General features: G+C 67.6%; 16 protein-coding genes and 2 CRISPR repeat arrays. All 16 genes read left to right on the forward strand.

Annotated features, from left to right (window positions below; all coding sequences use genetic code 11):
• Positions 1-372 precede the first annotated feature (372 nt).
• Positions 373-1315: direct repeats of the CRISPR family, unit length 29 nt; unit sequence CTGCTCCCCGCACCCGCGGGGATGGTCCC.
• 389 nt (positions 1316-1704) lie between these two features.
• Positions 1705-4494 carry a CRISPR-associated helicase Cas3' gene (gene cas3 / locus ACFWI9_RS08805; protein WP_387160089.1) on the forward strand — a complete coding sequence of 930 codons (2790 nt, stop codon included), beginning with the start codon at positions 1705-1707 and terminating at the stop codon, positions 4492-4494.
• Entirely contained in the window at positions 4487-6214 is a 1728-nt protein-coding gene (gene casA, locus ACFWI9_RS08810) for a type I-E CRISPR-associated protein Cse1/CasA (protein ID WP_387160025.1), read from the forward strand. Before cas3 ends, casA begins: the two co-directional genes overlap by 8 nt.
• A complete protein-coding gene (gene casB, locus ACFWI9_RS08815) occupies positions 6211-6900 on the forward strand; it encodes a type I-E CRISPR-associated protein Cse2/CasB (RefSeq protein WP_387160027.1) in 690 nt (229 codons plus the stop codon). Before casA ends, casB begins: the two co-directional genes overlap by 4 nt.
• On the forward strand, positions 6897-8111 hold the full coding sequence (gene cas7e / locus ACFWI9_RS08820; RefSeq protein WP_387160029.1) for a type I-E CRISPR-associated protein Cas7/Cse4/CasC: 1215 nt from the start codon (positions 6897-6899) through the stop codon (positions 8109-8111). Before casB ends, cas7e begins: the two co-directional genes overlap by 4 nt.
• A complete protein-coding gene (gene cas5e, locus ACFWI9_RS08825; protein WP_387160030.1) occupies positions 8108-8839 on the forward strand; it encodes a type I-E CRISPR-associated protein Cas5/CasD in 732 nt (243 codons plus the stop codon). The genes cas7e and cas5e overlap by 4 nt, the downstream gene beginning before the upstream one ends.
• A complete protein-coding gene (gene cas6e, locus ACFWI9_RS08830; protein ID WP_387160031.1) occupies positions 8839-9615 on the forward strand; it encodes a type I-E CRISPR-associated protein Cas6/Cse3/CasE in 777 nt (258 codons plus the stop codon). The genes cas5e and cas6e overlap by 1 nt, the downstream gene beginning before the upstream one ends.
• Positions 9616-9619: 4 nt before the next feature.
• Positions 9620-10597: a type I-E CRISPR-associated endonuclease Cas1e gene (gene cas1e / locus ACFWI9_RS08835; protein WP_387160032.1), complete on the forward strand. Its 978-nt coding sequence runs from the start codon at positions 9620-9622 to the stop codon at positions 10595-10597.
• Positions 10594-10953, forward strand: a complete 360-nt coding sequence (cas2e, locus tag ACFWI9_RS08840) for a type I-E CRISPR-associated endoribonuclease Cas2e (RefSeq protein WP_387160034.1) — start codon at positions 10594-10596, stop codon at positions 10951-10953. Before cas1e ends, cas2e begins: the two co-directional genes overlap by 4 nt.
• An 80-nt stretch (positions 10954-11033) precedes the next feature.
• Positions 11034-11916: direct repeats of the CRISPR family, unit length 29 nt; unit sequence CTGCTCCCCGCGCCCGCGGGGATGGTCCC.
• A gap of 925 nt (positions 11917-12841) precedes the next feature.
• Complete coding sequence (locus tag ACFWI9_RS08845; protein ID WP_387160036.1) at positions 12842-13576, forward strand: hypothetical protein; 735 nt, start codon at positions 12842-12844, stop codon at positions 13574-13576.
• A 940-nt stretch (positions 13577-14516) separates the two neighbouring features.
• Complete coding sequence (fxsT, locus tag ACFWI9_RS08850) at positions 14517-18041, forward strand: FxSxx-COOH system tetratricopeptide repeat protein (RefSeq protein WP_387160038.1); 3525 nt, start codon at positions 14517-14519, stop codon at positions 18039-18041.
• A gap of 407 nt (positions 18042-18448) precedes the next feature.
• Positions 18449-19714, forward strand: coding sequence for a ParA family protein (locus ACFWI9_RS08855; RefSeq protein WP_387160040.1), 1266 nt, complete (start codon positions 18449-18451; stop codon positions 19712-19714).
• Positions 19711-20853, forward strand: coding sequence for a ParB/RepB/Spo0J family partition protein (locus ACFWI9_RS08860; protein WP_387160042.1), 1143 nt, complete (start codon positions 19711-19713; stop codon positions 20851-20853). The genes ACFWI9_RS08855 and ACFWI9_RS08860 overlap by 4 nt, the downstream gene beginning before the upstream one ends.
• Before the next feature lie 283 nt (positions 20854-21136).
• Positions 21137-22594: a DUF2637 domain-containing protein gene (locus ACFWI9_RS08865; RefSeq protein ID WP_387160043.1), complete on the forward strand. Its 1458-nt coding sequence runs from the start codon at positions 21137-21139 to the stop codon at positions 22592-22594.
• A gap of 455 nt (positions 22595-23049) precedes the next feature.
• Positions 23050-23946 (forward strand): hypothetical protein, encoded by an 897-nt coding sequence (locus ACFWI9_RS08870; RefSeq protein ID WP_387160045.1) that lies wholly within the window; start codon positions 23050-23052, stop codon positions 23944-23946.
• Positions 23947-23997: 51 nt separating this feature from the next.
• A complete protein-coding gene (locus ACFWI9_RS08875; RefSeq protein ID WP_387160047.1) occupies positions 23998-24264 on the forward strand; it encodes a hypothetical protein in 267 nt (88 codons plus the stop codon).
• Positions 24261-25385 carry a conjugal transfer protein gene (locus ACFWI9_RS08880; protein WP_387160049.1) on the forward strand — a complete coding sequence of 375 codons (1125 nt, stop codon included), beginning with the start codon at positions 24261-24263 and terminating at the stop codon, positions 25383-25385. The genes ACFWI9_RS08875 and ACFWI9_RS08880 overlap by 4 nt, the downstream gene beginning before the upstream one ends.
• The last annotated feature ends 13 nt before the right edge of the window (positions 25386-25398 follow it).

Consider the following 25398-nt stretch of genomic DNA (forward strand, 5'->3'; position numbering starts at 1 on the left):
CAGCTCCACTCCACAACCGGAGGCCTTCGTCGTCAGCCAGATTCAGACCGTGTCGTCGCACAAACTCGACCAACCTGCCTGGGCAGTACATCTAGAACAGCGCTGAACGCCGTCGGCCCGGCAATGTTCACGGTGCCGGACCGGCCAGTACGACCGGTGAGCCAATACCCGAGGAGAGCGAGTGCGGAGAGCAGACTCCGCGACTGCGAAAGTAGCCTCTGGGGCACTTTCAACGCTGCGGATGGAGCGGTCATTTAATGGAAACGGCCTGGCAGAACGGAGGTACTAACGAAGTAGATGACCGAAATGTCGATTTCTGCGGAAGTGCGTTAAACCAGCGTCCCCTGGCGTCGAACATGCAGGTCAGCCAGACTGCTCCCCGCACCCGCGGGGATGGTCCCGCGGGTGGGCCCCCACTGCCGTGAGGGCCCACCTGCTCCCCGCACCCGCGGGGATGGTCCCGGAGGTGGGGTCCCCGAAGTCGGTCTCGGTCACTGCTCCCCGCACCCGCGGGGATGGTCCCGACTCCCCATGCTGGTTCTCAGCCGGATGATCCTGCTCCCCGCACCCGCGGGGATGGTCCCGGCAACCCGCTCCTCGACGACGGGCCCCGCCTCTGCTCCCCGCACCCGCGGGGATGGTCCCTTCAGCGCCAGCAGCGCGAGCGTCTCGACGACCTGCTCCCCGCACCCGCGGGGATGGTCCCTCGCCTGGATGTCACTGCTGGTCGAACACACCCTGCTCCCCGCACCCGCGGGGATGGTCCCATCAGCAGCGTCTACGGCGGGGGCACCGCGCTCTGCTCCCCGCACCCGCGGGGATGGTCCCTACTGGCTGTGCAAAGGGGACTGAGGGTGGCACTGCTCCCCGCACCCGCGGGGATGGTCCCCCGCCGGAGCCGACCTCGCACAGTGGGAAGCCCTGCTCCCCGCACCCGCGGGGATGGTCCCGCCGTGCCGCCCTGCTGGCCCAGCCTCTGAAACTGCTCCCCGCACCCGCGGGGATGGTCCCACCACGGACGGCATGGAGGCTGACGACGTGGGCTGCTCCCCGCACCCGCGGGGATGGTCCCAAGCTCGTCCGCAAGGTCACCACGTGACCCTGCGCTCCCCGCACCCGCGGGGATGGTCCCGACGCGCTGGTGGACGAGGCCGCCACGCTGCGCTGCTCCCCGCACCCGCGGGGATGGTCCCCACGTCGAAGAGCCACCACGACAGGATCGACACTGCTCCCCACACCCGCGGGGATGGTCCCCACTCGCCCACGCTGCGGATTTCGGTGTGCTGCTGCTCCCCGCACTCGCGGGGATGATCCCACCACCCGTGCGAGAACGGCACTCGGAAGTGTTGCTCGACTCACCGCGGGAGACGGTTCCTGCCGGTAGTCCGAAGCTTCGGATTGCAGCGACTGCCGTGTCCGTGGGGGGGTTCCCGCCTGCCAGGAACTGGTCAGGCGTTCTTTCTGCTCCGCGCGCCCGGGCGGGCGACAGCCCACTAACTCATGGACTACCAGGGCGTGGGGCGGCGTGCGCATTCCAGTTGAAACGCTGCTTTAGGTGCCTTCTTTCCTGTACCTATCTTCAGATAGGACGCTATTGGGGGCGAGTTGAGGTCTGGTTTGAGCGCGCGGCTCAGCGGCGTGGCCCGGACGGTGTGGGCCAAGCACGACCGGGATGGGCAGGGCTGGCTTCCGTTGTGGCGGCACATGGAAGACAGCGCCGCAGTGGCGGCGTTGCTCTGGGACGAGTGGCTGCCGGACAACGTGCGGTCCCTGATTTCAGGGGCGTTACCGGGTGGGCCGGATGATGGGCGTTGTCTGGTCGTGTGGCTGGCGGGGGTTCACGACATCGGGAAGGCGACGCCAGCGTTTGCGTGCCAAGTCGAAGAGCTCGCCTACGCCATGCACCAGCAGGGCCTGGAGATGAAAACCCACGGTCAGTGGGGGACGGATCGCCGGATGGCTCCGCACGGTCTGGCGGGACAGGTGTTGCTGTCGGAGTGGCTGGAGCGACGGTGTGGCTTCACGGTGCGGCAGTCGGGACAGTTTGCGGTCGTCGTGGGGGGGCATCATGGAGTGCCGCCGGAGCACGGTCAGATCAAAGGGCTCTGCGACCGTGACGACCTCCTGCGGACTCCGGGAGCAAGCCGAGCACTGTGGCTGCAGGTGCAGGAGGAGCTGCTAGACGGGTGCGCAGAGGAGTTCGGGGCGGCGGGGCGGCTGGACGATTGGCAGTCAGTTAAGTTGCCGCAGCCCGTGCAGGTGCTGTTGTCGGCAATGGTGATTGTCGCCGACTGGATCGCCAGTAACCCAGACTTGTTCCCGTACTTTCCGCAGGCCGCGCACCTGGCCAGCGAAGAGCGTGTGGAGGCTGCCTGGCGGGGTCTGCGGTTGCCCTCACGCTGGTGTGCCGAGGAGCCGTCTGGGACCGTACAGGAGCTGTTTGCGTCGCGGTTTGATCTGCCTGCCGGTGCCAAGGTCCGTCCAGTGCAGGAGTCGGCCGTTCGGCTGGCGCGCACCATGCCGGAGCCCGGTCTGCTGGTGATCGAGGCGCCGATGGGTGAGGGGAAGACGGAGGCCGCGCTGGCGGCTGCGGAGATCCTGGCGGCCCGTTCGGGTGCGGGTGGGGTGTTCTTCGCCCTGCCGACGATGGCGACGGGCAGTGCGATGTTCCCGCGGCTTCTGGACTGGCTCGAGCGACTGCCTACCAGGGAGGGCACGCGGCTCTCGGTACTCCTGGCGCACTCCAAGGCAGCCTTGAACGAGGACTACATGGACCTGCTGCGGGCGAGCGCGCAGCGGTTTGCGGCCGTGGGGGTCGATGAGAATGATCTGATGCCGCGACCGGGGCGTGAGCAGGTTTCGGCGTCGGCGGAGCTGGTGGCACATTCCTGGCTGCGTGGCCGGAAGAAGGCGATGCTCTCGTCGTTCGTCGCGGGGACTGTGGATCAGCTGCTGTATGCGGGGCTGAAGAGCCGGCACCTGGCCCTGCGGCATCTTGCTGTCGCAGGCAAGGTCGTGATCATCGACGAGGCGCACGCCTACGACGCGTACATGAGCACCTATTTGGACCGGGTGCTGTCGTGGCTGGGTGCTTACCGGGTACCGGTTGTGGTGCTGTCCGCGACGCTCCCCGCGTCGCGGCGGCGGCAGCTCGCCGAGGCTTACGCGGGCGAGAGCGCGGCTGGCGCTGCCGACGGGTTTGACGCGGTGGAGGAGGCCAATGAGTATCCGCTGCTGACGGCAGTCGTGCCTGCCTCGGTGCCCGTCGTGGAGGCGCCTTCCGCGTCCGGTCGCGCCAGTGAGGTGCAGCTCGAATGCTGCGAGGACGATCTGGACGTGCTCGTGGCCCGGCTGGAAGCCGAGCTGGTGGATGGCGGGTGTGCCCTGGTTGTGCGCAACACGGTCCGACGAGTGCTGGAAGCCGCCCGGGTGTTGCGAAAGCGCTTCGGTGAGGACGCGGTCACGGTCGCCCACTCCGCCTTTATTGATGTGGATCGGGCTGCCAAGGACAAGGCGCTGCTCTCGCGGTTCGGTCCTCCGGGCAAGGCGGAGGAGCGGCCGGCCGGGCGGCACATCGTGGTTGCCAGCCAGGTAGCCGAACAGTCCCTCGACGTCGACTTCGACCTTCTGGTCAGCGACCTGTGCCCGGTGGACCTGCTGCTGCAGCGCATAGGGCGACTTCATCGACACCACCGCGGTGAGGGACAGGCGGACCGACCGTTGAGGTTGCGCACGGCGCGTTGTCTGCTCACCGGCGTGGAGTGGGCAGATGTTCCAGCACCGGTGGCCGGCTCGGTCGCTGTGTACGGGGAGCACTCACTGCTGCGCTCTGCAGCTGTGTTGCTGGACCGTCTGGATGGGAACCGCCGTCCGGTGCATCTGCCGCAGGACATCAGTCTGCTTGTCCAGGGTGCGTATTCGCAGGACACTTCGGCGCCTGCAGGGTGGGAAGAGGCGATGGCCCGGACACAGCAGAGAGACGCGGCCTTTCGGCGGGATCAGGCCGAGCGGGCGGCCGTGTTCCGGCTCGATCAGGTGGGACGGCCTGGCCGGCCCCTGATCGGCTGGGTTACCGCAGGGGTGGGCGATGCGGATGACACGCGTGCCGGGCGCGCCCAGGTCCGTGACGGTCGGGAGAGTCTGGAGGTCGTTGTGGTGCAGCGGCGCGTCGACGGAACCTTGGCCACCGTTGACTGGCTCGAGCGCGGACGAGCTGGACTTGAGCTGCCTGTGGACCGGGCGCCTGATCCGCGGGCGGCGAAGGCCGCGGCGTCCTGCGGCCTGCGATTGCCGTATCAATTCTCCTTCCCTGAGGTCCTCGATCGCGCTATCGGTGAGCTGGAGCAGTTCTGCCCGCAGGCATGGCAGGGCAAGGAAAGCCACTGGCTGGCAGGCGAGTTGATTCTCGCCCTCGACGCCGATTGTCAGACCCGTCTGGCAGGGTTCCAACTCCGCTACAGCGACGTGGACGGACTTGAGGTGACGCATGACTGACACCCAAAGCATGGGCGGCTTACCGTCGTTCGACTTGACCTGTGAACCGTGGATTCCGGTGATACGCCGGGATGACAGGCAGGGCGAGTTGTCCCTATGCGATGTCTTCGCCCAGGCCTCGGGTCTGGCGCGGATCGTCGGTGATCTGCCCACGCAGGAGTTCGCGCTGCTGCGACTGTTGCTGGCGATCGCGCACGACGCCCTCGACGGACCGCAGGACGCTGACCAATGGGCCGAGTGGTGGGAGGACGAGAGATGCTTCGATACGGTCCCTGACTACCTGGAGGATCACCGGGACCGGTTCGATCTCCTCTGCCCCGATGTGCCGTTCTACCAGGTGGGTGGTCTGCGGACATCTCGGGACGAGGTGTTCCCGCTGAACCGCATCGTCGCCGACGTCCCCAACGGGGAGCCGTTCTTCACCTCGCGCATGCCGTCTGTCGTGAGGCTCGGCTTTGCTGAGGCCGCACGCTGGGTGGTCCACGCCCACGCCTACGACACCTCGGGGATCAAAACCGGCGTCGTCGGAGACAGCCGAGCCAAGAACGGCAAGGCATACCCGCTCGGTGTCGGCTGGGCCGGCAATCTGGGAGGGGTGTTCGTCGAAGGCGACACGCTGCGCGAGACGCTGCTGCTGAACATGGTCGCCCGCCATACGAATCGGCACCATTCTGACCCCGATGACCGACCGGCCTGGCGGCGCGAGCCTTGTGGTCCGGGCCCTGCACCCGAGCGGCGGCCGGTAGGCGTGCGGGACCTGTATACCTGGCAGGGACGCAGACTGCGGCTGCATTTCGATGGCGCCGGCGTGCACGGGGTGGTGCTCACGTACGGCGACCCGCTGCCCCTGCCCAACTTGCACGAGCGTGAGCCGATGACTGTGTGGCGGCGTAGCAAAGCCCAGGAGAAGAAGCTCGGCGAGCCGCAGGTCTACATGCCCAAGGAACACAAACCAGAGCGTGCCGTGTGGCGAGGTCTGTCCTCTCTGCTTGCCGAGCGCCCGACAGCGTCCCAGACCACCGAGGCCGCCCCTGAACTTGGTGCCGGTGTCCTGGAATGGATCGCCCAGCTGGCTACCGCTGAGGGAATACTGCCGCGTGGTACTCGCTTCCGGGCCCGGATCGTAGGGGCCGCCTACGGCACCCAGCAGTCCGTTATCGACGAGATTGTCGATGACCGCCTGTCCATGGCCGTGGTCTTGCTGAACCGCCGGGATCCCTGGTACGCGCAGCAGGCGATCCGCGCGGTAGCGGACGCCGACGAGGCAGTGACTGTGCTCGGCGACCTGGCTGTCGACCTCGCTCGAGCCACCGGAGCAGACACCGAGGGGCCTCGTCGCCGGGCGTACGAGCGAGGCTACGGCGCGCTGGACGCCCCATACCGGTCCTGGCTCGAGAAGCTGGGCGGCGCCACTGATCCGGATCGACACCGTTCCCAGTGGCGATCCGACGCCCATCGCATCATCCGTCGCATAGGCGAACAACTGATCGCGGACGCCGGGAACGCGGCGTGGCAAGGCCGCACCATCAACACCGGCAAAGGTGACCTGTGGCTCAACTCAGCTTATGCCGAACGTTCGTTCCGGTTCCGGCTCGGCAAGGTGCTCGGGCACCCGCTGGACTCCATGAGCAATGCATCCACCCTGGATACCCAAGACGACGGCGGTGGCGGCCCCGAGTCCACATCCCATGCAGAACAAGCAGAAGGTGCCCAGACATGACCACCGCTACCTCTGCGAAGTCCATGGCCGACCGAGTCAGGGATCTCGTAGCCGATGAAATCGGCGCGATGCAGCACGCGCTTCTGCGTGACGACCCCAAGGCTGTGGCGACGCTTGCCAGGCTGCGCCGTGGAGCGGGCAAGCAGCCCTACCAAGTGCCCGACATGCTCGGGCTGATCAACATGGGACCGCTTTACGACGCCTTTGACGGGCGACCTCCCGGCGAGAGTACGCTGACCCGCGCCGAGGATGCCGTGCATGTCGCGATGACCATGTGGGCGCTGCACCAACAATCTCGCAGCACAGGCATGCACCAGTCCCACCGCACGGACGCACCGTGCGGGCTGGGAGCCGCTGTGCGACGTCTGGTGGCTGAGAGGGTCGCGAGCGACGCCGTCCTGAAGCGATTCGTTCGCATCGGCACCGCACCGGACCTCCCGCTGCTCGCGCAGCGACTGAGAGAGATCGTCCTGCTGCTGCGCGATGAGGACATCGTCCTCGATTACGCGCTCCTAGCCCGGCAGCTCTACCAGTGGCAGTGGCCCCAAGGCCCTGAGGTAGTTCGCCGTGCCTGGGGCAGCTCCTTCCACGCCTACCGTGCCGCCCTCCATGGCGATCGCTCCACCGACGCTCCCGGCTCGGGCAACCCTTCCGACTCCGACACGACCCTCAAGGACGCTTCGTGAACCGCATCTTTCTCGACGTGCACGCCCTGCAGACCGTGCCGCCCAGCAACCTCAACCGAGACGACACCGGAGCGCCGAAGTCTGCCGTGTATGGCGGAGTTCCACGGGCACGAGTCTCCAGCCAGGCGTGGAAGCGCGCCACTCGCACTTACTTCAAGGACGCACAGCTGCTTGATCCGTCAGAGCTGGGCGTCAGGACGAAGAAGGTCGCCGAACTCCTGGCTGCCCGCATTGTCGGACTCGACGCCTCGATCGCGGAGACCGACGCGGTGCGCCTGGCAACCGCCGTCATCGAGGCGGCCACCGGCATGAAGCTCGCTGTCCCCGAGCGCAAGACACGGGGCACCAAGGCCAAAGCTGCTGCGGAGGCGGGCGAGGCCGAGGAGACACCCAGGTCAAAATACCTGATGTTCCTCAGCGCTCGGCAGCTCGACGGCTTGGCAGCCCTGGCCATTGACGGCGCCACCGATATCGCGGCCTACCTGAAGGACAAGGACAACAAGGCGCGCGCCAAGCAGATCGCGGACACTGGCCACTCCGTCGACATCGCCCTGTTCGGCCGTATGGTCGCCGATTCAACCGACTTCAACGTCGACGCCGCCTGCCAGGTAGCCCACGCCATCAGCGTGCACCGTGTGGAGACCGAGTCCGACTACTTCACCGCCGTCGACGACGAAAACACCGATGCTGAGAGCGGTGCAGGCATGATCGGCACCGTCGACTTCAACTCCGCGACTCTCTACCGCTACGCCTCCGTCAACGTCCACCAGCTCGCCGCCAACCTCGGCGAGGGATTGCGCGACGACCAGACGATTTCCACCCCCGTACGGCGTGCGGTGGAGGCATTCGTGCACGCCTTCATCGCCTCCCTGCCCACCGGGAAGATCAATACCTTTGGGCACCACACACTGCCTAACGCCATCGTCGTCACGCTGCGCACCACCCGCCCTATCAGCTTCGTGGCCGCCTTCGAGGAGCCCATTATCGCCGGGGCCGGTAACGGACACGTGCGTGAAGCCTCCGCCCGGCTCGCCGCGTACATCCCCGAAATCGAACGAGCCTACGGCGAGGAGTCCACCCGCACCTGGGTCCTGCGTGTCGGCTCTGCCACAGAAGGTCTGGCCGACATCGGCGATCAGGCTTCCACGATGTCCACGCTCATCAAGGCCATCGGCAGCGCTGTCGCCGAACGCATGGAGAAGCCCGCATGAGCGTGCTCACCCTGCGCCTGGACGGCCCATTGCAGGCGTGGGGAGCCTCGGCCCGTTTCGCTCGCCGAACCACCGAGTCCGCCCCCACCAAGAGCGGCGTCATCGGCCTACTCGCCGCCGCCCGTGGCATGCACCGCGGTGACGACACTCAACTGATGCAGCTCGCTGCCCTCCGCTTTGGCGTCCGTATCGACCAGCCCGGCACCCGGGTACGCGACTACCAGACGGCACAACATCAGATCACGAAAACGTCCATGCCCATCTCGGAGCGGTACTACCTGGCCGATGCCATCTTCGTCGCCGCCGTCGAGGGCCAAGACGAACTCATCAACGAACTAAACGCCGCACTGAGCGCTCCCGTTCACGCACCTTTCCTCGGCCGGCGCTCCTGCCCACCGGCCCGCCCCGTCCAGCTCAGCGTGCACCGAGACGCAGACATCACCCAGGCGTTGCGGGACGAGCCATGGCAGGCAGCACACTGGTACCGCAAAGCACGCGGTTGGCAGAACCCCGTCTCCCTGACCGCTCTGATCGAGGCCCTTCCTGACGACGATGGCGCGGACCTTCTCCGTGACCAGCCCATCAGCTTCGCAACCGAGCACCGCCGGCACGCCCTGCGCCCCGTGATCACCAAGACCGTGGAAGTACACGCCGAAATGCACCTCCCGACGGCCGCGCCTCACGTGCCTGAGCACGACCCTCTCACTGCGTTGGAGGAGAGCAACTGATGCACCTGACCCGCTTTCGATTCAACACCGCACGCCCTGGGGCCCGGCGTCTGCTCACCTCCCCCCAGTCGCTGCACGCGGCAGTGATGTCATCGTTCCCTCACCTGCTGCCCACCGACAGCGGCATAGGCGACGGACCGCGGGTGCTGTGGAGGCTGGACCGCAACCCACCCGCCGAAGTTCTGCTGTATGTCGTCAGCCCCGACCAGCCCGACATGACCCACCTCGTCGAGCAGGCCGGCTGGCCCGCGGTAGCCACCGCCGAAGCCCCCGGCTGGCAGTCCCGCCCCTACAGCCCTTTCCTCGATCGATTGAACGAAGGCAGCAACTGGGCCTTCCGCCTCACTGCCAACCCCGTCCACCACATCCGAAGGAAAGACGGCGAACCGACAAAGCGGACCGCGCACCTGACCACGACCCACCAGATCGGCTGGCTGCTCGACCCGGGACGCCAGGAGCGCAGCGGATTCCTCATCCGCGAGAAGCCCGCAGGCAAACGTCTCCTGCCCGCTGGCACCGGCCACCGGAACAGTCAGCACGGCGGCGATCAGTACGAACTGACCGTCCGAGACCAGCGCAACCTATCCTTCACGAAACACGGATCGGACGCCGCCTCCCGACAGCACCGAGTCACGCTGGTCACCGTCACCTACGACGGTCGGCTCACCGTCACCAACCCCGAACGGCTACGCGCCACCCTCACACAGGGGCTCGGCAAAGCCAAAGCGTATGGCTGCGGGCTCATGACACTCGTTCCCCTCACCACAGCTGAGTGAGCCCATGAGCACCGTAGGGCGGCGTCCCGCGCTCACCCCCAGGTACTTGACGCGCACCGGTGAGCGCCTGTCCTTCGTGTACCTGGAACGGTGTGTCATCCACCGTGACGCTAACGCCATTACGGCTGAGGATGCCGACGGTACGACCCACATCCCCTCGGCGACCATCGGCACACTGCTCCTGGGCCCGGGGACACGCATCACCCACCAGGCGATGAGCGTCCTCGGCGAGACAGGAGCGGCCGTCGCCTGGGTCGGTGAGCACGGCGTGCGCTACTACGCGTCAGGTCGAGCCCTGACGCGCTCAGCGGCGCTAGCCGAGGCCCAGGCCTCCAAGTGGGCCAACCCTCGCACCCGACTTGCCGTCGCACGCGCCATGTACCAACTCCGCTTTCCCGACGAGGACCCTGCCGGCTTCACCCGGCAGGAACTCCTCGGCCGGGAAGGGCGCCGGGTGAAAGACTGCTACCGGGAGCATGCGGCGCGCACAGGTGTCTCCTGGCGAGGCCGCCATTACATCCCCGGCGACTTCACCAGCGGCGACGCGGTCAACCAAGCCATCACCGCCGCCGCTCAGTGCATGTATGGCGTTGCCCATGCCGTTGTGGCCTCTCTTGCCTGCAGCCCAGCACTGGGATTCATTCACTCGGGACATGAACTGTCCTTCGTCCTCGACATCGCCGACCTCTACAAGACTGAGGTCGGCATCCCCATCGCCTTTGACATCGCCGCCGAGGACGACCAAGACATTGGCGCTCGTACCCGCCGGGCCCTGCGGGACCGCATCAACCAGACCTCCCTGCTGGATCGCTGCGTTGATGACATCAAGACCCTGCTCTTGCGGGATGCCGTGGGAGGGCGCACGGGCGCCGACCCCGATATGGACCGTGTCGCCCTCCACAGCGACGGCGGGCGACGAGTGCCCGCTGGCCGCAACTATGACGACGCAGACACCCGGGACATCGAAGAGGTGCTCTGGTGACCGTCATCGTCCTGACGAACTGTCCGCCTGGCCTTCGTGGGTTCCTCACCCGCTGGCTCCTGGAAATATCAGCTGGTGTCTTCATCGGCAACCCCTCCGCCCGCGTCCGCGACGCTTTGTGGGACGAGGTCCGCCAATACGCAGGCCAAGGCCGCTGCCTCCTCGCACACACCACCAACAACGAGCAGGGCTTCACTTTCCGCACCCACGACCACGCTTGGCACCCCGTGGCCCACGAAGGACTCACCCTCATCCGACGCCCCAACGCTGAAACACAGCAGACCGCCGGTACCCCCAAGCCAGGCTGGAGCAAGGCTTCAAAGCGACGCTACTACGGCAGACGTACCCAACGATGAATCATTTGTCCACATTGTCGGAATCGGCAATAGTGCAGAAAAGTGACTCCTCATAGCATCAAATGTGCAGGTCACGGAGTCTGCTCCCCGCGCCCGCGGGGATGGTCCCCATTCCATTGCTGAATCAGGCGGGGCTCATTGCTGCTCCCCGCGCCCGCGGGGATGGTCCCCAAGAACCCACCGCCACGATGCGGATCAGAGCCTGCTCCCCGCGCCCGCGGGGATGGTCCCAACGCACTCGCTGCGGAAGCCCTGGTCCACTCCTGCTCCCCGCGCCCGCGGGGATGGTCCCGAGTTCTCCTCGAACTGATACGGGAAGGGGATCTGCTCCCCGCGCCCGCGGGGATGGTCCCTGCGGCCAGCACCTCTACGGGGTTCTCCCCCGCTGCTCCCCGCGCCCGCGGGGATGGTCCCCGGGACCGGGCGCTTGAAGTGCTCGAAGTGCTCTGCTCCCCGCGCCCGCGGGGATGGTCCCGACGGAGCCGAGGCCATCAAGGTCTGGACACACTGCTCCCCGCGCCCGCGGGGATGGTCCCTCTGATGAGGCTGTGGCATGGCTCTCGACCCGCTGCTCCCCGCGCCCGCGGGGATGGTCCCTGACGGCGTGGCGGTAGCCCAGGCGTAGTTCCCTGCTCCCCGCGCCCGCGGGGATGGTCCCAAGGAGCTCTTGCCGTGCGACGGCTGGTAGGTCTGCTCCCCGCGCCCGCGGGGATGGTCCCACCACGGCGGAGGCCGGGTCGTCCTCGAAGAGCTGCTCCCCGCGCCCGCGGGGATGGTCCCAAGCGTTCCTTTGAGGCCGCGTACATCACGGGCTGCTCCCCGCGCCCGCGGGGATGGTCCTTCATCGTTCGTCATCCGCACTTTGGCTTCATGCTGCTGCCCGCGCCCGCGGGGATGGTCCCAAGGACAGGGGGCCGTCAGGTTGTCGCACGAGCTGCTCCCCGCGCCCGCGGGGATGGTCCCAAGGAGCCGACTCAGCCGGAGCTGGAGCGGTTCTGCTCCCCGCTGATTACGGCGTAATCACACGTGGACGCCGCTGCTCCCCGCGCCTGCGGGGATAGTTCCTACCCCAGCCACTGACCTTATGACGCAGCATCCGGCACCCGGCACCCGCGGGGTGGTCCCTGCTCCCACGCGCCGCAGGTCGCGAAAGCGCTGCTCCCGCGCCTACGGGATGGTCCCAGCGCCCGTCGCAAGGATGGGGCGCACGAAGGCAGTACTCCCCCGCGCCTGCGGGATATCCCGTCCTGGCCGTCGACGGACCCGCCGGGCACCGCTGATCCCCGCACCCGCAGGGTTAGTCCCCGACAGCTCGAAGCGGTGGCCCGACGTGATTACGGCGTAATCACGCGTACGGCTCCGTGAGGTAACCCGCGCGTCTGCCGCCTCTAGGGCAGCGATTCCGGGGCCATGTCCGCCACGGGCCGTCTGTCGGCTAGACGACACGATGCTCGGCATAGCGCAAAGAGGCGGTCAGCACACTTCGGGCACCGGAAGGCGGCCCGAGCTCCCGAGCGACCGCGACTCCCCCATGGGCGTCACGCTGATCCACCCCTATACGTCTTGGCCCTCGAATGGCTGCGCGAGCTCCTGAATGGCCGAGTACATGCCGCGCTCGTTTCGGTGCGGGCCAGCGGGTGTCTTGTACGAGCACAGACGGGGGGCCGCACACGAGCGCAACCCGGTACCTGTGAGTCCCGCAGACTGCGCGTTGCAGGTCAGCGGTCTGCTCGTGGCTGTGAGCGTTGACGCTTCTACAGCATCTGCTGCGCGTTTCACAGACTGTGAATCTGCCCTGTCGGGCACAATCACGGTTATGCACAAGAGGCGACGGGCGGCTCAGCGAGCGGACGCTCCCCTGGTTAGACATCCAGTGCGCGTGGGGTCAGTGGACGTCACAGCAGCGGTTGGGGAGTTGCGTGATGTCTTCGAGAAGGCAGGAAGCGCGGATGGCATGCCGGGAGACGACGAGTTGTATGGCGCGCTTCTTTGGGCGGAGAGGAACGTCGGGGTCCTCAACGCCGCTACGGATGCTGTCCGGCGATCTGCCGCCCTCACGAGGGTCCGGCTGTGGCAATACCTGCGTGAACAGATTGATCAGCACCAGTTGCGAGCGGTGGACGATGCGCGCAACGCTCGTGCCGAGTGGGCCGATCTCGCAGCCCCTCTGGCTGTCACCGCAGCGAGCGCGGCATACAACAAAGCCCAGCGGATGAGGACCGCGACGCTGGCCGATCCCGAGCTGGGGGCGGGAAGAGTCCGCCGTACTCCCGAAGCTGCTGCTCTGGCGCAACGCAGGATCGCTGCCGCCGAGTTTGCCGAGCGCCGACGTGCCGAGCGAGCCGGCCGGAAGCACGCTCTCACTCTGCGGGTTGCTCGTCAGCTCCTTATTCATAGAGGGGACTTCGTTCAGGATGAGGATGTGAACGACTGGTTGGACGAGATTGCTGCCGTCGTCGATGACTGCAATACGCCGACCCGTCAGGTCAGCCTTGGGACGTACGTTGCTGCCACCGTGCGTGCCCTCAAGGCTGTGGAGCGGCGCACCGCCCACTCGTCAGCCGGCACTGAGGAGTCACGCGCGGTCCTCGCGACGGCACTTGCACTCCTGAACGAGAACTGATGGTCACTGACTCCCCTACCTCTGGCAGCCTGGTCCCGCAGGTACTTCAAGAGCCCGGGTGAAGACATGGACACGCGGTGACGGCCCATGTGAGCTCACCAGCGCCTCCCCTATGCCGTGCTGATGTGAGGGGGCGTCCAGGTGATTACGCCGTAATCACTTGAGGGCAAGGCAGCCTCCCGGGCCGGGGTGATTACGGCGTAATCACTCGCTCATCGAGGGAGCTGCCCGTCTCATCGATCCGAGTCGTCGCAAAGAGGCCGGCTCGATGCAGGTAGGGGGAAGGACCTGAAGCCCGCCTTTGCGAGAGGCCGACAGCCCCCTGCTGCTGGCATGGCACCCGAAGAACAGCGATGACACGCTTCGCCAGGCGCAGACAGCTGGTCAAATTTGCGCAGATGTTGTCATCCGGGATCGATATCGGCGAATCCGTAGTTCCGGCTGAACTCGCTCCATAACTTCTGCATCGGACGCTGCCAGCCGGGCACAAACGGTTATGTGCTTGGGCAGCCCGAGCCGGCTGAGCGATGGGGGAGGGGTGGGTGGCGTGACACCGGGATGGAAGTTTGCCGTCATCGTGCTGGCGACGGTGGGGATCGTTTCGACACCGCTGGTGTGGTTGCTGGGGAGCCCCAACTCCGGTCAGCTCGTCGGTGCCTCGGTCCAGGCGGCGGTAGGCATCGGGGCACTCCTTTGGGCCTTGCTTTCGGGCCGGGACAACCCATCTCAACACGTAGTCGAGCGGACCGGGGATGCGGAAGCCGCCCACGGCGGCACCGCCCTGTCCGGCGCCAGGGTCCGTGGAAGGTGGTGGCGCTGGTCGGTGACAGCTCGGGACACCGGGAAGGCCACAGCCACTGGTGAGAGGAGCACGGCCGTCAGTGGACTCGACGAGAGCTGAGCTGCTGAGACAAACGAGCTAGGGGGCGAGGGAGTACCTATGGCTAGGTGGTGGAAGCGGGAGGACGATCCCGCCGCCGACCGCGACGAGCAAGAGGTCGTCATCGCGGAGCCCCAGAACCCGGACGTGGTGGTCGCAGCCACCGGTGACGCGGAGGCGGAATCCGGGGGGACCGCCGTGACGGGGTACCGCGGCCTCTTACGGGGGATCGATCCTGAAGCGATCGCCCGCGTTGAGGTGTCCGGGACGGGAGATGCGAACGCCTCCGAAGGCGCAGTCGCCAACACCGGCTACATCCACGAAATGAACGTGGGAAGCCTGACAGTGGTGCGTCAGAGTGCGCCGCGTAAGCCGGCTGCGTGGCCCCACCGTGTCGGTGTCGTTCCCCGCCGGGCGCGGTGCTTTCAGCGCCGCAGTGAAGTCGAGCGACTCCTCGCGGCGGTGGAAGGCGGGGGCACCACCGTGCTCTCCCAGGTGCTCACGGGCATGGGAGGAGTAGGCAAGACGCAACTCGCTGCCGACTATGCACACAGCGCCTGGACGGCCGGGAGTCTGGACGTCCTCGTGTGGATCACCGCGAGCAGACGCTCCGCCGTTGTCTCCGGATACGCGCAAGCCGGGGTCGAGCTGTGCGGTGCGGATCCAGCGTCTCCCGAAGACGCCGCCCGGACCTTTCTCGCCTGGCTCGCGACTGCGCCCCCGCACCCGCCCACGCCGCAAGCGGCATGCCGGTGGCTCGTCGTCCTGGACGATGTCGCGGACCCTGGCGATCTGCGTGAGCTTTGGCCACCGGACGACAACCCGCGGGGCCGGACCGTGGTCACCACCCGCCGTCGCGACGCGGCTCTGACTGGGCGAGGGCACGTGCTGCAGGTCGGGCTGTTCACCCTCGATGAGGCGGTCGCCTACCTCACCGAGTCCCTTGCCGCTCACGATCTGGCCGACCAACCCGAGGAAATCCGCGGTATCGCCGAGGACCTGGGGCATCTGCCGCTGGCTCTGTCCCAGGCCGCGGCGTACATCGTCGACACCGGGATCAACTGCGCCTCCTACCGTCGGCGGCTATCGGACCGCGCCCGTCTTCTGAGCGACGTCATGCCGGACCCAAGCGGGCTGCCGGATGACCAGGCCACCACTGTGGCTGCCGCCTGGTCCCTGTCCATCGAGCGGGCAAACCAACTGCGGCCCGTGGGCCTGGCCAGTCCCATGCTGGATATCGCCGCGCTGCTCGACCCAAACGGCATCCCAGCCAGCGTCTTGTCTTCCTCCGGCGTGCTCAGCTACCTCGACCTCCATCGCCCGGCAAACTCCGGGGTCGGCCCCAGCCCTCGGCCCCTGGGTGAGGACGACGCGTACGACGCCTTGCGCGTCCTCCATCGCCTGAGCCTCGTCGAGCACACCCCCGAGACACCGCACCAGGCCGTACGCGTGCACGGTCTCATTCAGCGCTCGGTCCGTGAGTCCATGCCTGCCGAACTGCAGAGTCCAACGGCCCGCTTGGTGGCAGGCGTGTTGATGCAGGTATGGCCTGACGTCGAGCGGGACACGGCCCTAGCGGCAAGTCTGCGCGCCAACGCTACCGCTCTGTGCACGTATGCCGGCAGCGCGTTGTGGAGCGATGGCAAAGGCCCCAAGCTTCTCAGCTACGTGGGCATGAGTCTCGGCGAGTCTGGCCTTGTCGCCGCCGCGGCTGAGCACTTCGCGGACTTGGCGGACACAGCGGCCGAACATCTGGGACCCGACCATTCCGACACGCTTACGGCCCGCGTCCACGCCGCCCGTTGGAAGGTGGAGACGGGTGAACTAACCAAAGCGATGAACGCGACCGATCGGGCGCTGGAGGACGCACTTCGCGTCTGGGGACCCGACCATCGAAGCACCCTCGTCCTGCGAGGACTCCGAGCCCGCTGCCAGGGCGAGGCCGGAGACAACCCCGGCGCTGTGGTCGCCCTCGCAGAACTGCTCAGGGATCACCTCCGTGTGCTGGGCGCCGACGACCAAGAGACGCTGACGGTGAGAGCCAACCTTGCCCGGTTCAGAGGGGAAGCAGGAGACGCAGCCGGAGCAGCTGCCGACTTTGCCAAGCTACTGGCCGATCGGCGCCGCGTGCTGGGCCCCGACCACTCGGACACCATCAGCGCCTGGGCCCGGCACGTGCGATGGCGAGGGGAGGCCGGTGATCCCCCCGGGGCTATCGCAGCCTCCGCCGAACTGGTGCGGCAGTCGATCCACGTGCTGGGGCCCGACCATCCGGAGACATTAACCAACCGGGCCAACGTTGCCCGCTGGTATGCGGAGATAGGTGATCTCGAGGGGGCAATGGCCGCCTTCGCCGAGGTGCTGGCCGACCGGCAGCGCGTACTGGGTCCCGACCACCCCAGCACGCTGACCACCCGCAACAATCTCACCCTGCTGAGGGGGCAGACTGGCGATCCGGCCGGCGCCATAGCCGACCTCCGGGAACTTCTCCGCGATCAGAAACGTGTCTCCGGTCCCAACCATCCGGACACTTTCCTCGTCCGCTACAACCTCGCTCAGTGGACCGGAGAGGCCGGAGACGCGGCAGGTGCAGCTGCCACCATGACCGAGCTACTGGCCGATCAGCGGGGCGTGCTGGATCCGGACCACGCCGTAACCCTGAACACCCTGGCCAGCCTCATCCATTGGAAAGGCAAAGCGGGGGACCCGGCCGGGGCCGCTGCCGCCTGCGCAGAGCTCCTGGAGCGGCGGCGGCGCGCCCCAGGCCCTGATCACCCCGACACCTTGGACACCTGGGCCGACCTGGCTCGCTACCAGGGCGAGGCAGGTGACCCGTCGACTGCCGCAGACACGTACGCCCAGCTCCTTCAAAGCGTGATCCGCGTACTTGGCCCTGACCACCCGCACACTCTTGTCGTCTATGGCAATGTGGCCGCCACCCGGAGCGAGGCAAGGGAGGCCGCAGGAGCCGTAACCGCGTACGAAGACTTCCACGCTGCTCAGCAAAGGGCACTGGGCCCGGACCACCCGGACGTATTGAGCACGCGAGCGATCTGGGCACGATGGCAGGCAGAAGCGGGAGACACCGTCGGCGCCCTGGCCGCCCACGTGCAACTCCGCGAGGACACACTGCGGATTCTGGGACCCGACCACACGCTCACACAGGTCATCCTGCGCAACCTCGCCCACCTGCGCGGCGAGGCGGGCCACACGACGGAAGCTCTGGCTGACTCCCAGCAGCTCGCGATTGACCGGGAACGCGTCAACGGCCCCGACCACCCGGACACCCTGGACGCCCTTGCCGACCTTGCCCGCCGGCAAGGTGAGGGACAAGACCCAGCCGCAGCCGCAGCCACCTTCACCGATCTATTGGAGCGTCTGCTGCGCGTCTACGGGCCAGATAACCCGCTGACCCTCGGGTGCCGGTTCGCCCTCGCCATACACCGTGGAGCGGCCGGCGACGCCGCGTGGGCCGCAGAGGCTCTGGCCGAACTGTTGGCAGACGTGACTCGGCTCCACGGCATCGACCACCACTTCACTGCCGCAGTCCGAGAGGGGCTCACCTACTGGAGAGCGCAGAGCTGAACGCCTGGCGAACGCGGGGCATCACGCTGAATCCACCCGGAGCGCTCGCGGCAAGGCCAGGGACGGGCATCCTGCGAGGACGTTCCCGCCGTGCTGGCTGCTCGCGTCCTCAGAGGACTTGGCGGCCGTAAAGGGGGACAGGGCGCCGACTGTCCCCGCTGCTCAAGACGACCTCGAGCTCACCCCAGTGCGTGCGGCTGCTCATGAGACCGGCAACGAAACCGACACGATGCCCGCAGAGATGGGTTCATGGGAGTGATTACGCCGTAATCACCTGAAAGTCGGCCTGCCGGACCTTGGCTGATTACGGCGTATTCACTTGGAGGGGAACGAAGCCCCTCAACGACTTGGTCTAGCTAACGTGTCGGTACTTCATTGCGATCAAGAACGTTAGTATGGTGTCTCTCATGAGTACGCCAGCCACCTCCAGCGACCGCGAGAAGGTCGTCTCCAAGCTGCCGGGATGGCTCCGGCAGAACCTCAAGATCAGAGCAGCTCAGCACGGCATCGAGATCCAGGCAGCCGTCGAACAAGGCATCCGCGACTGGTGCAGCCTGGCCTCCACCCCCGCTGCCGTCGACACAGCCGGCGCCGACTCCTTCTCCACCTTCCTGCCCCCCGGCCAGTGGGAGGAGTTCCGACAGATCGCCGCCGACCGGCGTGTCTCCCTCATCCAGGGCCTGGCCCAGTCCGTCCAGCTGTGGCTCGACGCCAACCCCGCCCCGGACATCGAACGACCTGCAGTCACGCGCCGCATCATCGTCTGCAATCAGAAGGGCGGGGTCGGCAAGACCGCCATTGCCGCCGGACTGGGCGAAGCCCTGGCCGAAGACGCCAACGTCCTGCACCCGGTCCGCATCGCCAAGGCTCTCGCCAAAGCCGTGCGCGCGAGCGAGACGCACCACAGCGACTCCGTACCGGACGACGACCCTCTCGACATCGAGAACCTGCCCGGACTGGGACTGCGCGTACTCCTCGTCGACTTCGACCCGCAGTGCCACCTCACCAACCAACTGGGCGGCACGCCCCTGCCGATGAACGGCGACAGTCTCACCAACCACATGGCAGGCGACCCCAAGGGCGAACTGCGCGACCTCATCCTCTCCGTCGACGACGAGACATTCGACGGACGCCTCCATCTCCTGCCCGCGTGCAACGACGCGTTCCTGCTCGACGTCCGCCTATCCGCCGTCCGGGCCCGAGAATCCGCTCTCGAGCGAGCCCTTGCACCCCTCGAACCCGAATACGACGTCATCATCGTCGACTGCCCGCCAAGCCTCGGCCTCAGCATGGACGCCGCTGCCTACTACGGCCGCCGACGCGATGGCGAAACAGTCGGCCAATCCGGAGCCCTCATCGTCGTCCAAGCCGAGGACAGCTCCGCCGACGCCTACGAACTGCTCACCACACAGATCGACGACCTGCGCGGTGACCTCCAAGTCGACATCGACTACCTGGGAATCGTCGTCAACCTCTACGACTCACGCCGCGGATACATCGCCACCTCCTCCCTCCAAGGGTGGGTCGACATAAAGGATCCGAGAGTGGTGGGACTCATCGGAGACCTCAAAGAACAGAAGGAGGCCGTCCGAGTGAAGAAGCCACTCCTGTCCTACGCGCCCAAATCGCAGCAGGCAGTTGGCATGCGCGCCCTGGCCAGGGAGGTCTCGTGAGCAAGGCCGACCAGTTGGGCGCCGGTCGTTTCGGCGGGGGAGTGCGACCGGTCAGCGCACGCCGCCAAGCCGTCGCCGCCGCCACCGGCGTCCCTACCGAAGGCATCGCCCCACCCACCGAACTGCCCGTACACCGGATCAGCCTCAACCCGGACAACCCGCGCTCCAACCTCGGAGACCTCACGGACCTTGCCGGCAGCCTGAAGACCCACGGCCAGAAGCAAGCAATCACGGTCATGAACCGCGACGCCTACATCAAGGCCAACCCCGGACGCCAAGCCGACCTCGAGCCCGACACCACCCACGTCGTAGTCGATGGCAGCAGCCGCCTCGCCGCTGCCCGCGAAGCCAGCCTCCCCGCGATCAAGGTCATGGTCAGCGACGACCAAGGCACCAGCCCCGAAGAGCTACTCGAATCCGCCCTCGTCGCCAACATCCACCGCCAAGACCTCGGCGAACTCGACGAAGCCCGCGCCCTGCAACGCCTCTTGAGCATCCACGGCAGCCAGCGAGCCCTCGCCAAACGTCTCCACCGCTCCCAGGGCTGGATCTCCCAGCGTCTCGCTCTACTGAACCTGTCGCCCGAGCTTCAGGCCCGCATCGGCGAAGAACCCGTCGATTTGCTGCGCGCAGTCGGCAACAAGCCCGTCGAACAGCAGGCTGCCGCGCTGGAGGAGCTCAAGGCGGAGCGAGCGCGTCAGGATGAGAAGGCGCGCGCTTCGAAACGCGGTACAAAGCAACCGAGGCCTGAATCAGGTGAGGATCACCGTCCAAGCAGCCACTCGGGTGATTACGCCGTAATCACCGATCCCGATGCTGCCCAAAGCACGGCGAAGGATGCAGGCGGTACCAACGAGTTGCCAGAGAGCCAGACCACCACCTCGCCGTCGCCGCAGTCTGCGCCAACCGGGCTAGCGGCCGGGACACCAGGAGCACACCAGACGATTCCTGAACCCCGCGACGACCAGCCACCTGGCCAGCCAGCGGACCGCCCCACCCTCAAGCGCTTTCCCTATGAGGACGGGCTTGCGGCAGCCCACCACCTGATCCACAAAATGCCGCCGAGCGAGTTCAGCAAGATGCTGGAGCTGCTCGTCAAGCACAGGGACAGGGATATCCAGGTGGTCCCCGCCGAGTGATCCTCTGCTGCCAGTGCTGGCCACGTCGCTGGCCGAGACACCGACGTGTGGGGCGCGCAGCACGCATGCCTCGGGGCTAAGGTCTCTGCCCCGAGGCATGCCGCTGAGACGATAGGCGGCTCTCAGCACTCAGCCCCGACTCCATTTGTGCCCTGCTCTGCCTCTCGCCGTGGCCTCTGCCCGGCAGGCAGCCCTTGGGCGTACGGGGATATCGACGCTCAGCACCGCGGCACAACGTAAGTTGATTGCTACACGGCGTATAGCGGGGGAGAGGTGACAGCTAGTGACCGCGGGGACGAAGAAGCCGGTACTGACCCGGTCGCACCGAATACTGATCGGCGTGGTCGTGGCCGGTGCGGTGATCATCGCCGCGATCGGCTTCGCCGGGTCGTACGCCGCCGTACGTGACCTTGCTGAGAAGAAAGGCTTCGGCAGCTTCTCCCTGGTCTTCCCAATCGGCATCGATGCGGGCATCTGCGTCCTGCTCGCGCTCGACCTGCTACTGACCTGGATCCGGATCCCATTCCCGTTGCTACGTCAGACTGCCTGGCTGCTCACCGCTGCCACGATCGCGTTCAACGGCGCCGCGGCCTGGCCGGACCCGCTCGGCGTGGGGATGCACGCGGTCATCCCCGTGCTGTTCGTGGTCTCCGTGGAGGCCGCCCGACACGCGGTCGGTCGGATCGCCGACATCACGGCCGACAAGCACATGGAAGGCGTACGGCTCACCCGCTGGCTGCTCTCTCCCGTACCCACGTTCCGGCTGTGGCGGCGCATGAAGCTGTGGGAGCTGCGCTCCTACGAGCAGGCGGTGAAGCTGGAGCAGCACCGTCTGGTCTACGAGGCGCAGCTGCAGGCGCGTTTCGGGCGCGGCTGGCGGCGTAAGGCCCCGGTGGAGGCCCTGATGCCACTGCGGCTGGCGACGTACGGCGTACCGCTCGCCGAGACCGCGCCGCATGTTCTGGAAGAGGCGGGCTTGGACTTGAGCCCGGCATTCGTCGTGGAGCGTGCCGACGAACAGGCTCTGGTTGAGCGGCCCGTGGGCGAGCATGAGCGGGCGCTGCAGTCCGGCGAGGCCGCGCCGGCCGGTCACATGGACCATGACGAGGTCGACGACACGTCACTGACCGAGCCTGCCCCGATCGAGATCGCGGAGCCGGTAGTCGATGACGGGCCGGTTATGCCGGCCGTGACCGAACCAAGCGATGTCCACCCCGATGTGTCGATGCCTGACGGCCGTCGGGACGTTGCCGAGTCGCATCCGTTCTTCGGCCCGGGGTCATCTGTCACGCAGGATTTCGCGGCGTTGCCGGTGGAGGCGGAGCCGTACGTACGTGAGCCGGTGCCCACCGCATCGGCGGAAGTTGAGCACCGAGTCGGCGGGGGAGTGGCGCAGCAGACTGCGGTGGACGTGCCGTCGCCGAGGTCGGCCGAGGCTTCCGTCAGCGAGCCGGCTGTGTGGGAGGCGTCGGTCACCGACACGGGTGCGGCCACCGCGCGGCTGCCCGAGCAGCAGAGCGACGAGTCCGACCTCGACCCGGTTCAGCAACAGATCGTGACCGTCGCCGGGTGGCTGGCCGAAGCAGAGGAAGCTGGACAGAAGCTCTCCGGCGCGGAGGTGGCCCGCCGCCTGGGGCTGTCCCCGAAGACCGGACAGCGTCGTGTGAACGCCGCTGCCGAGCACCTCGAAGAGCAGCGTCGGCGGCAGGGTCGAGCACACCTGCGGTCAGTCAGCCGCTGACCGATCCGCCGTTCCCGTACGTGGCCGATGCCGTTCCCGGCATCGGCGACCGTCATGTCCGCACCCGCAGGCCGTGCCCGATTCTCCTGTGACCGATGGCCGGTGACCGATCCCGGACGGCGTGACCGATGGCCGATCTGGCCGCATCGGTCATCGGTCATGACCGATCCGCGCGCGTCGGTCACCCTCGCCCTGACCATCCGGCAGGGCCCCATCGGGCGACTTCCGCATGCCCAAGACCAGGCTTGCCCACCCATGAAGAGGCTTGCCCGCAAGTTGCATCGGCCGGTCACGGAGGCTTGCCCAGCGCCCCGCCAGGCTTGCCCAATCGGCCCCGAACGGCTTGCCCATCGCATGGGCAAGCCACCCACCTGCGCTTTTCGGGATCTGGGCAAGCCATCGGGCAAGCCTGCCTGAGGAGAGTTCACGGCACGAGACCCGAAAGGAGACGTGCCGTGCTCGACGTACCGCACCCCGCCCCCACCACCGGCGGGATCTTCGACCGCCTGGATGCGGAGTGGTCTGCACTGTGCGCCGACACCGCCGTCCAGGCCGCGGTGACCGATTGGCTGGTGACCGATCGCCTGGCCGACGACGTCGCGGCCGTGACCGATGCCTGGGTGCGCACGCTCGGCCCCGCCCAGCTGCTCGCCGCTCTTAGGCCACGCGACGAGGCCATGGCCGACGCGCTGACCGACGCAGTCCTGCGCGCCTTGCTGCGCCGTGCGGCCGGTCATGACCGATCGGCCACCCTCGCCGCGCGCATCGTCATGCAGGCGATGATCCCGGCCGCTGTCCGTATGACCCGCGGCCAGGTCCGTCCCTTCGGTGGCCGTTCCTTCGATGAGATCGCTTCCCTGACGGTGGCCGCCCTCTACGAAGTCGCCCGCTCCGGACGCATCCACACCCGCCCCGGCCGTCCCGCCGCGAACCTCGCGTTGGACACGCTGCGTCACGTCTGCCGCGGCCTCGCTGCCGACCGCGAGGAACGCGGCGAGGACCTGGCCGTCGCCGAGGACCTTGCCGACAGCGCGCCCGGCCCGGCTGAGATAACCCAGACCCAGGCCGTCGACGCGGCCGCAGCAGCCGCAGGCCTCAGGCCCGCTGCGCCTAACGAAGGCCAAGCCAGCCGTGCACGCCTGGAGCTCCTCGAGCTGGTCCTGGACGCGATGGAGACCGGCACGCTCTCGCCGGCCGACGGCCGCGCCATCGCCTGGCACTACACCACCGATCCGGTCAGCGACACGGCCGCCGCTGCCCGCGTAGGCACGACGGCCGGTGCCTGGCAGCGCCGCCGCTCCCGCGCCATAGCCCGCCTGACGGCCTCGCTCCAACTCAGGCCCGCTGCCTGACCCGACTCGTCACCTGCCAACTGCCCACCCGCTCCCCAAGGAGGAGAACCGATGCCCCCAACGGCCAAGGCGTCTCTGGACATAGACGAAGAGCGTGTCACCCGCGCTCAGCGACTGCTCATCCAGCTCGGCGCCGAGCTGGTCTCGCACCCCTTCGACACCGACACGCATGACCGGCTGCGGGCCTTCCTCGCTGACGACGTCGGCGACGTCCTCGCCTCCCTGGAGGTGCTGCGGCAGCGCCCGGAGACCGAACTGCGCCAGCGCATCGCCGAGCTGACCGGCCACACCCGTCTGCCGGCTGGAGGCTCGGCATGAAGCGCGCATGGAACCGCCGTCCGGCCAAGGACCCGGCCGGTGCTGCCGACCCACAGGACTGGGACATCGACGAGGCGCCGCAGGATGTGGCCGGCTGGTCGACCGGTGCTCAGGCGAACACGACCGCCATCCTCCGGTGGACGGCCTGGGGGCTGCTCGTCCTCGGCCCGCTGCTCGGCGCGTTCGCGTACCTGTCGGTGCCCGCGGAAGCAGGCATGGCGCAGAAGCGGCCGACGCCCACCGCGCCAGCTGCGACCGGCTCCCAGGGGGCTGCCGGCTTCGCGCAGCTCTTCGTCGCGGCCTTCATCTCGGCGGGGGAGGGCGACCAGGACCGGCTCGCCGGCTACTACCCGGGGGCTACGAGCCTGCGCCTGGAAGGGGAATCGGACCGGCGACGCGGTGAGCAGCTGACCGTCGTCCGTCTGCGGCAGATCGACCGCGGCGTCTGGTCCGTGACGGTGGCAGCCCGCATCACCGCAACGAAGCCGACCGCCCCACCGGCAGACGGCGACCGGCCCGATGAGAAGAAGGTCGCCAAGGCCGCAGCCGCCCAGGCGGTGCGGTACTTCCAGGTCCCGGTCGCCACCGCGACCACCCCGGGCGGGGCGAGCGGATACACGGCGCTGGCCATGCCGGCCGAAGTCGCCGCCCCCGAGCGGATCAAGGCCCCCTCGCTCGTGTACGGGCCGATGCGGCCGGCCCTGCCTGCAGACCCCCGCACCCAAGCGACCACGGAATTCCTGACCGCCTACCTCACCGGCACCGGCGAGCTCGACCGCTACCTCGCCCCCGGCACGCACACGACGGCCATCACCCCCACCCCGTACAGCGGCATCGCCGTCGACTCCCTCGCCGTCGAAGGCGAGAAGGGCACCGAGCCGGTGACAGCCGTCCCTGGTGACGGCACGACCCTGCGGCTGCTGGTCGCACTGCGCGCCACCGGCCCGGACGAGATCCGCGTCCCGCTCACCTACGCACTGACCCTCAAAGCCCGGGCCGGCCGCTGGGAGATCGCCAGCCTCGACGGCGCCCCCGCGACCGCTCCCGTCGCAGCCCCCACCCGCGGTGCCGACACCACTGGCTCCACGCCGGCAACGTCCGACACCGCGCCCACCCCCTGACAAGGAGAGAACG

The organism is Streptomyces sp. NPDC127084 (assembly GCF_042724175.1).
Lineage (GTDB): Bacteria > Actinomycetota > Actinomycetes > Streptomycetales > Streptomycetaceae > Streptomyces.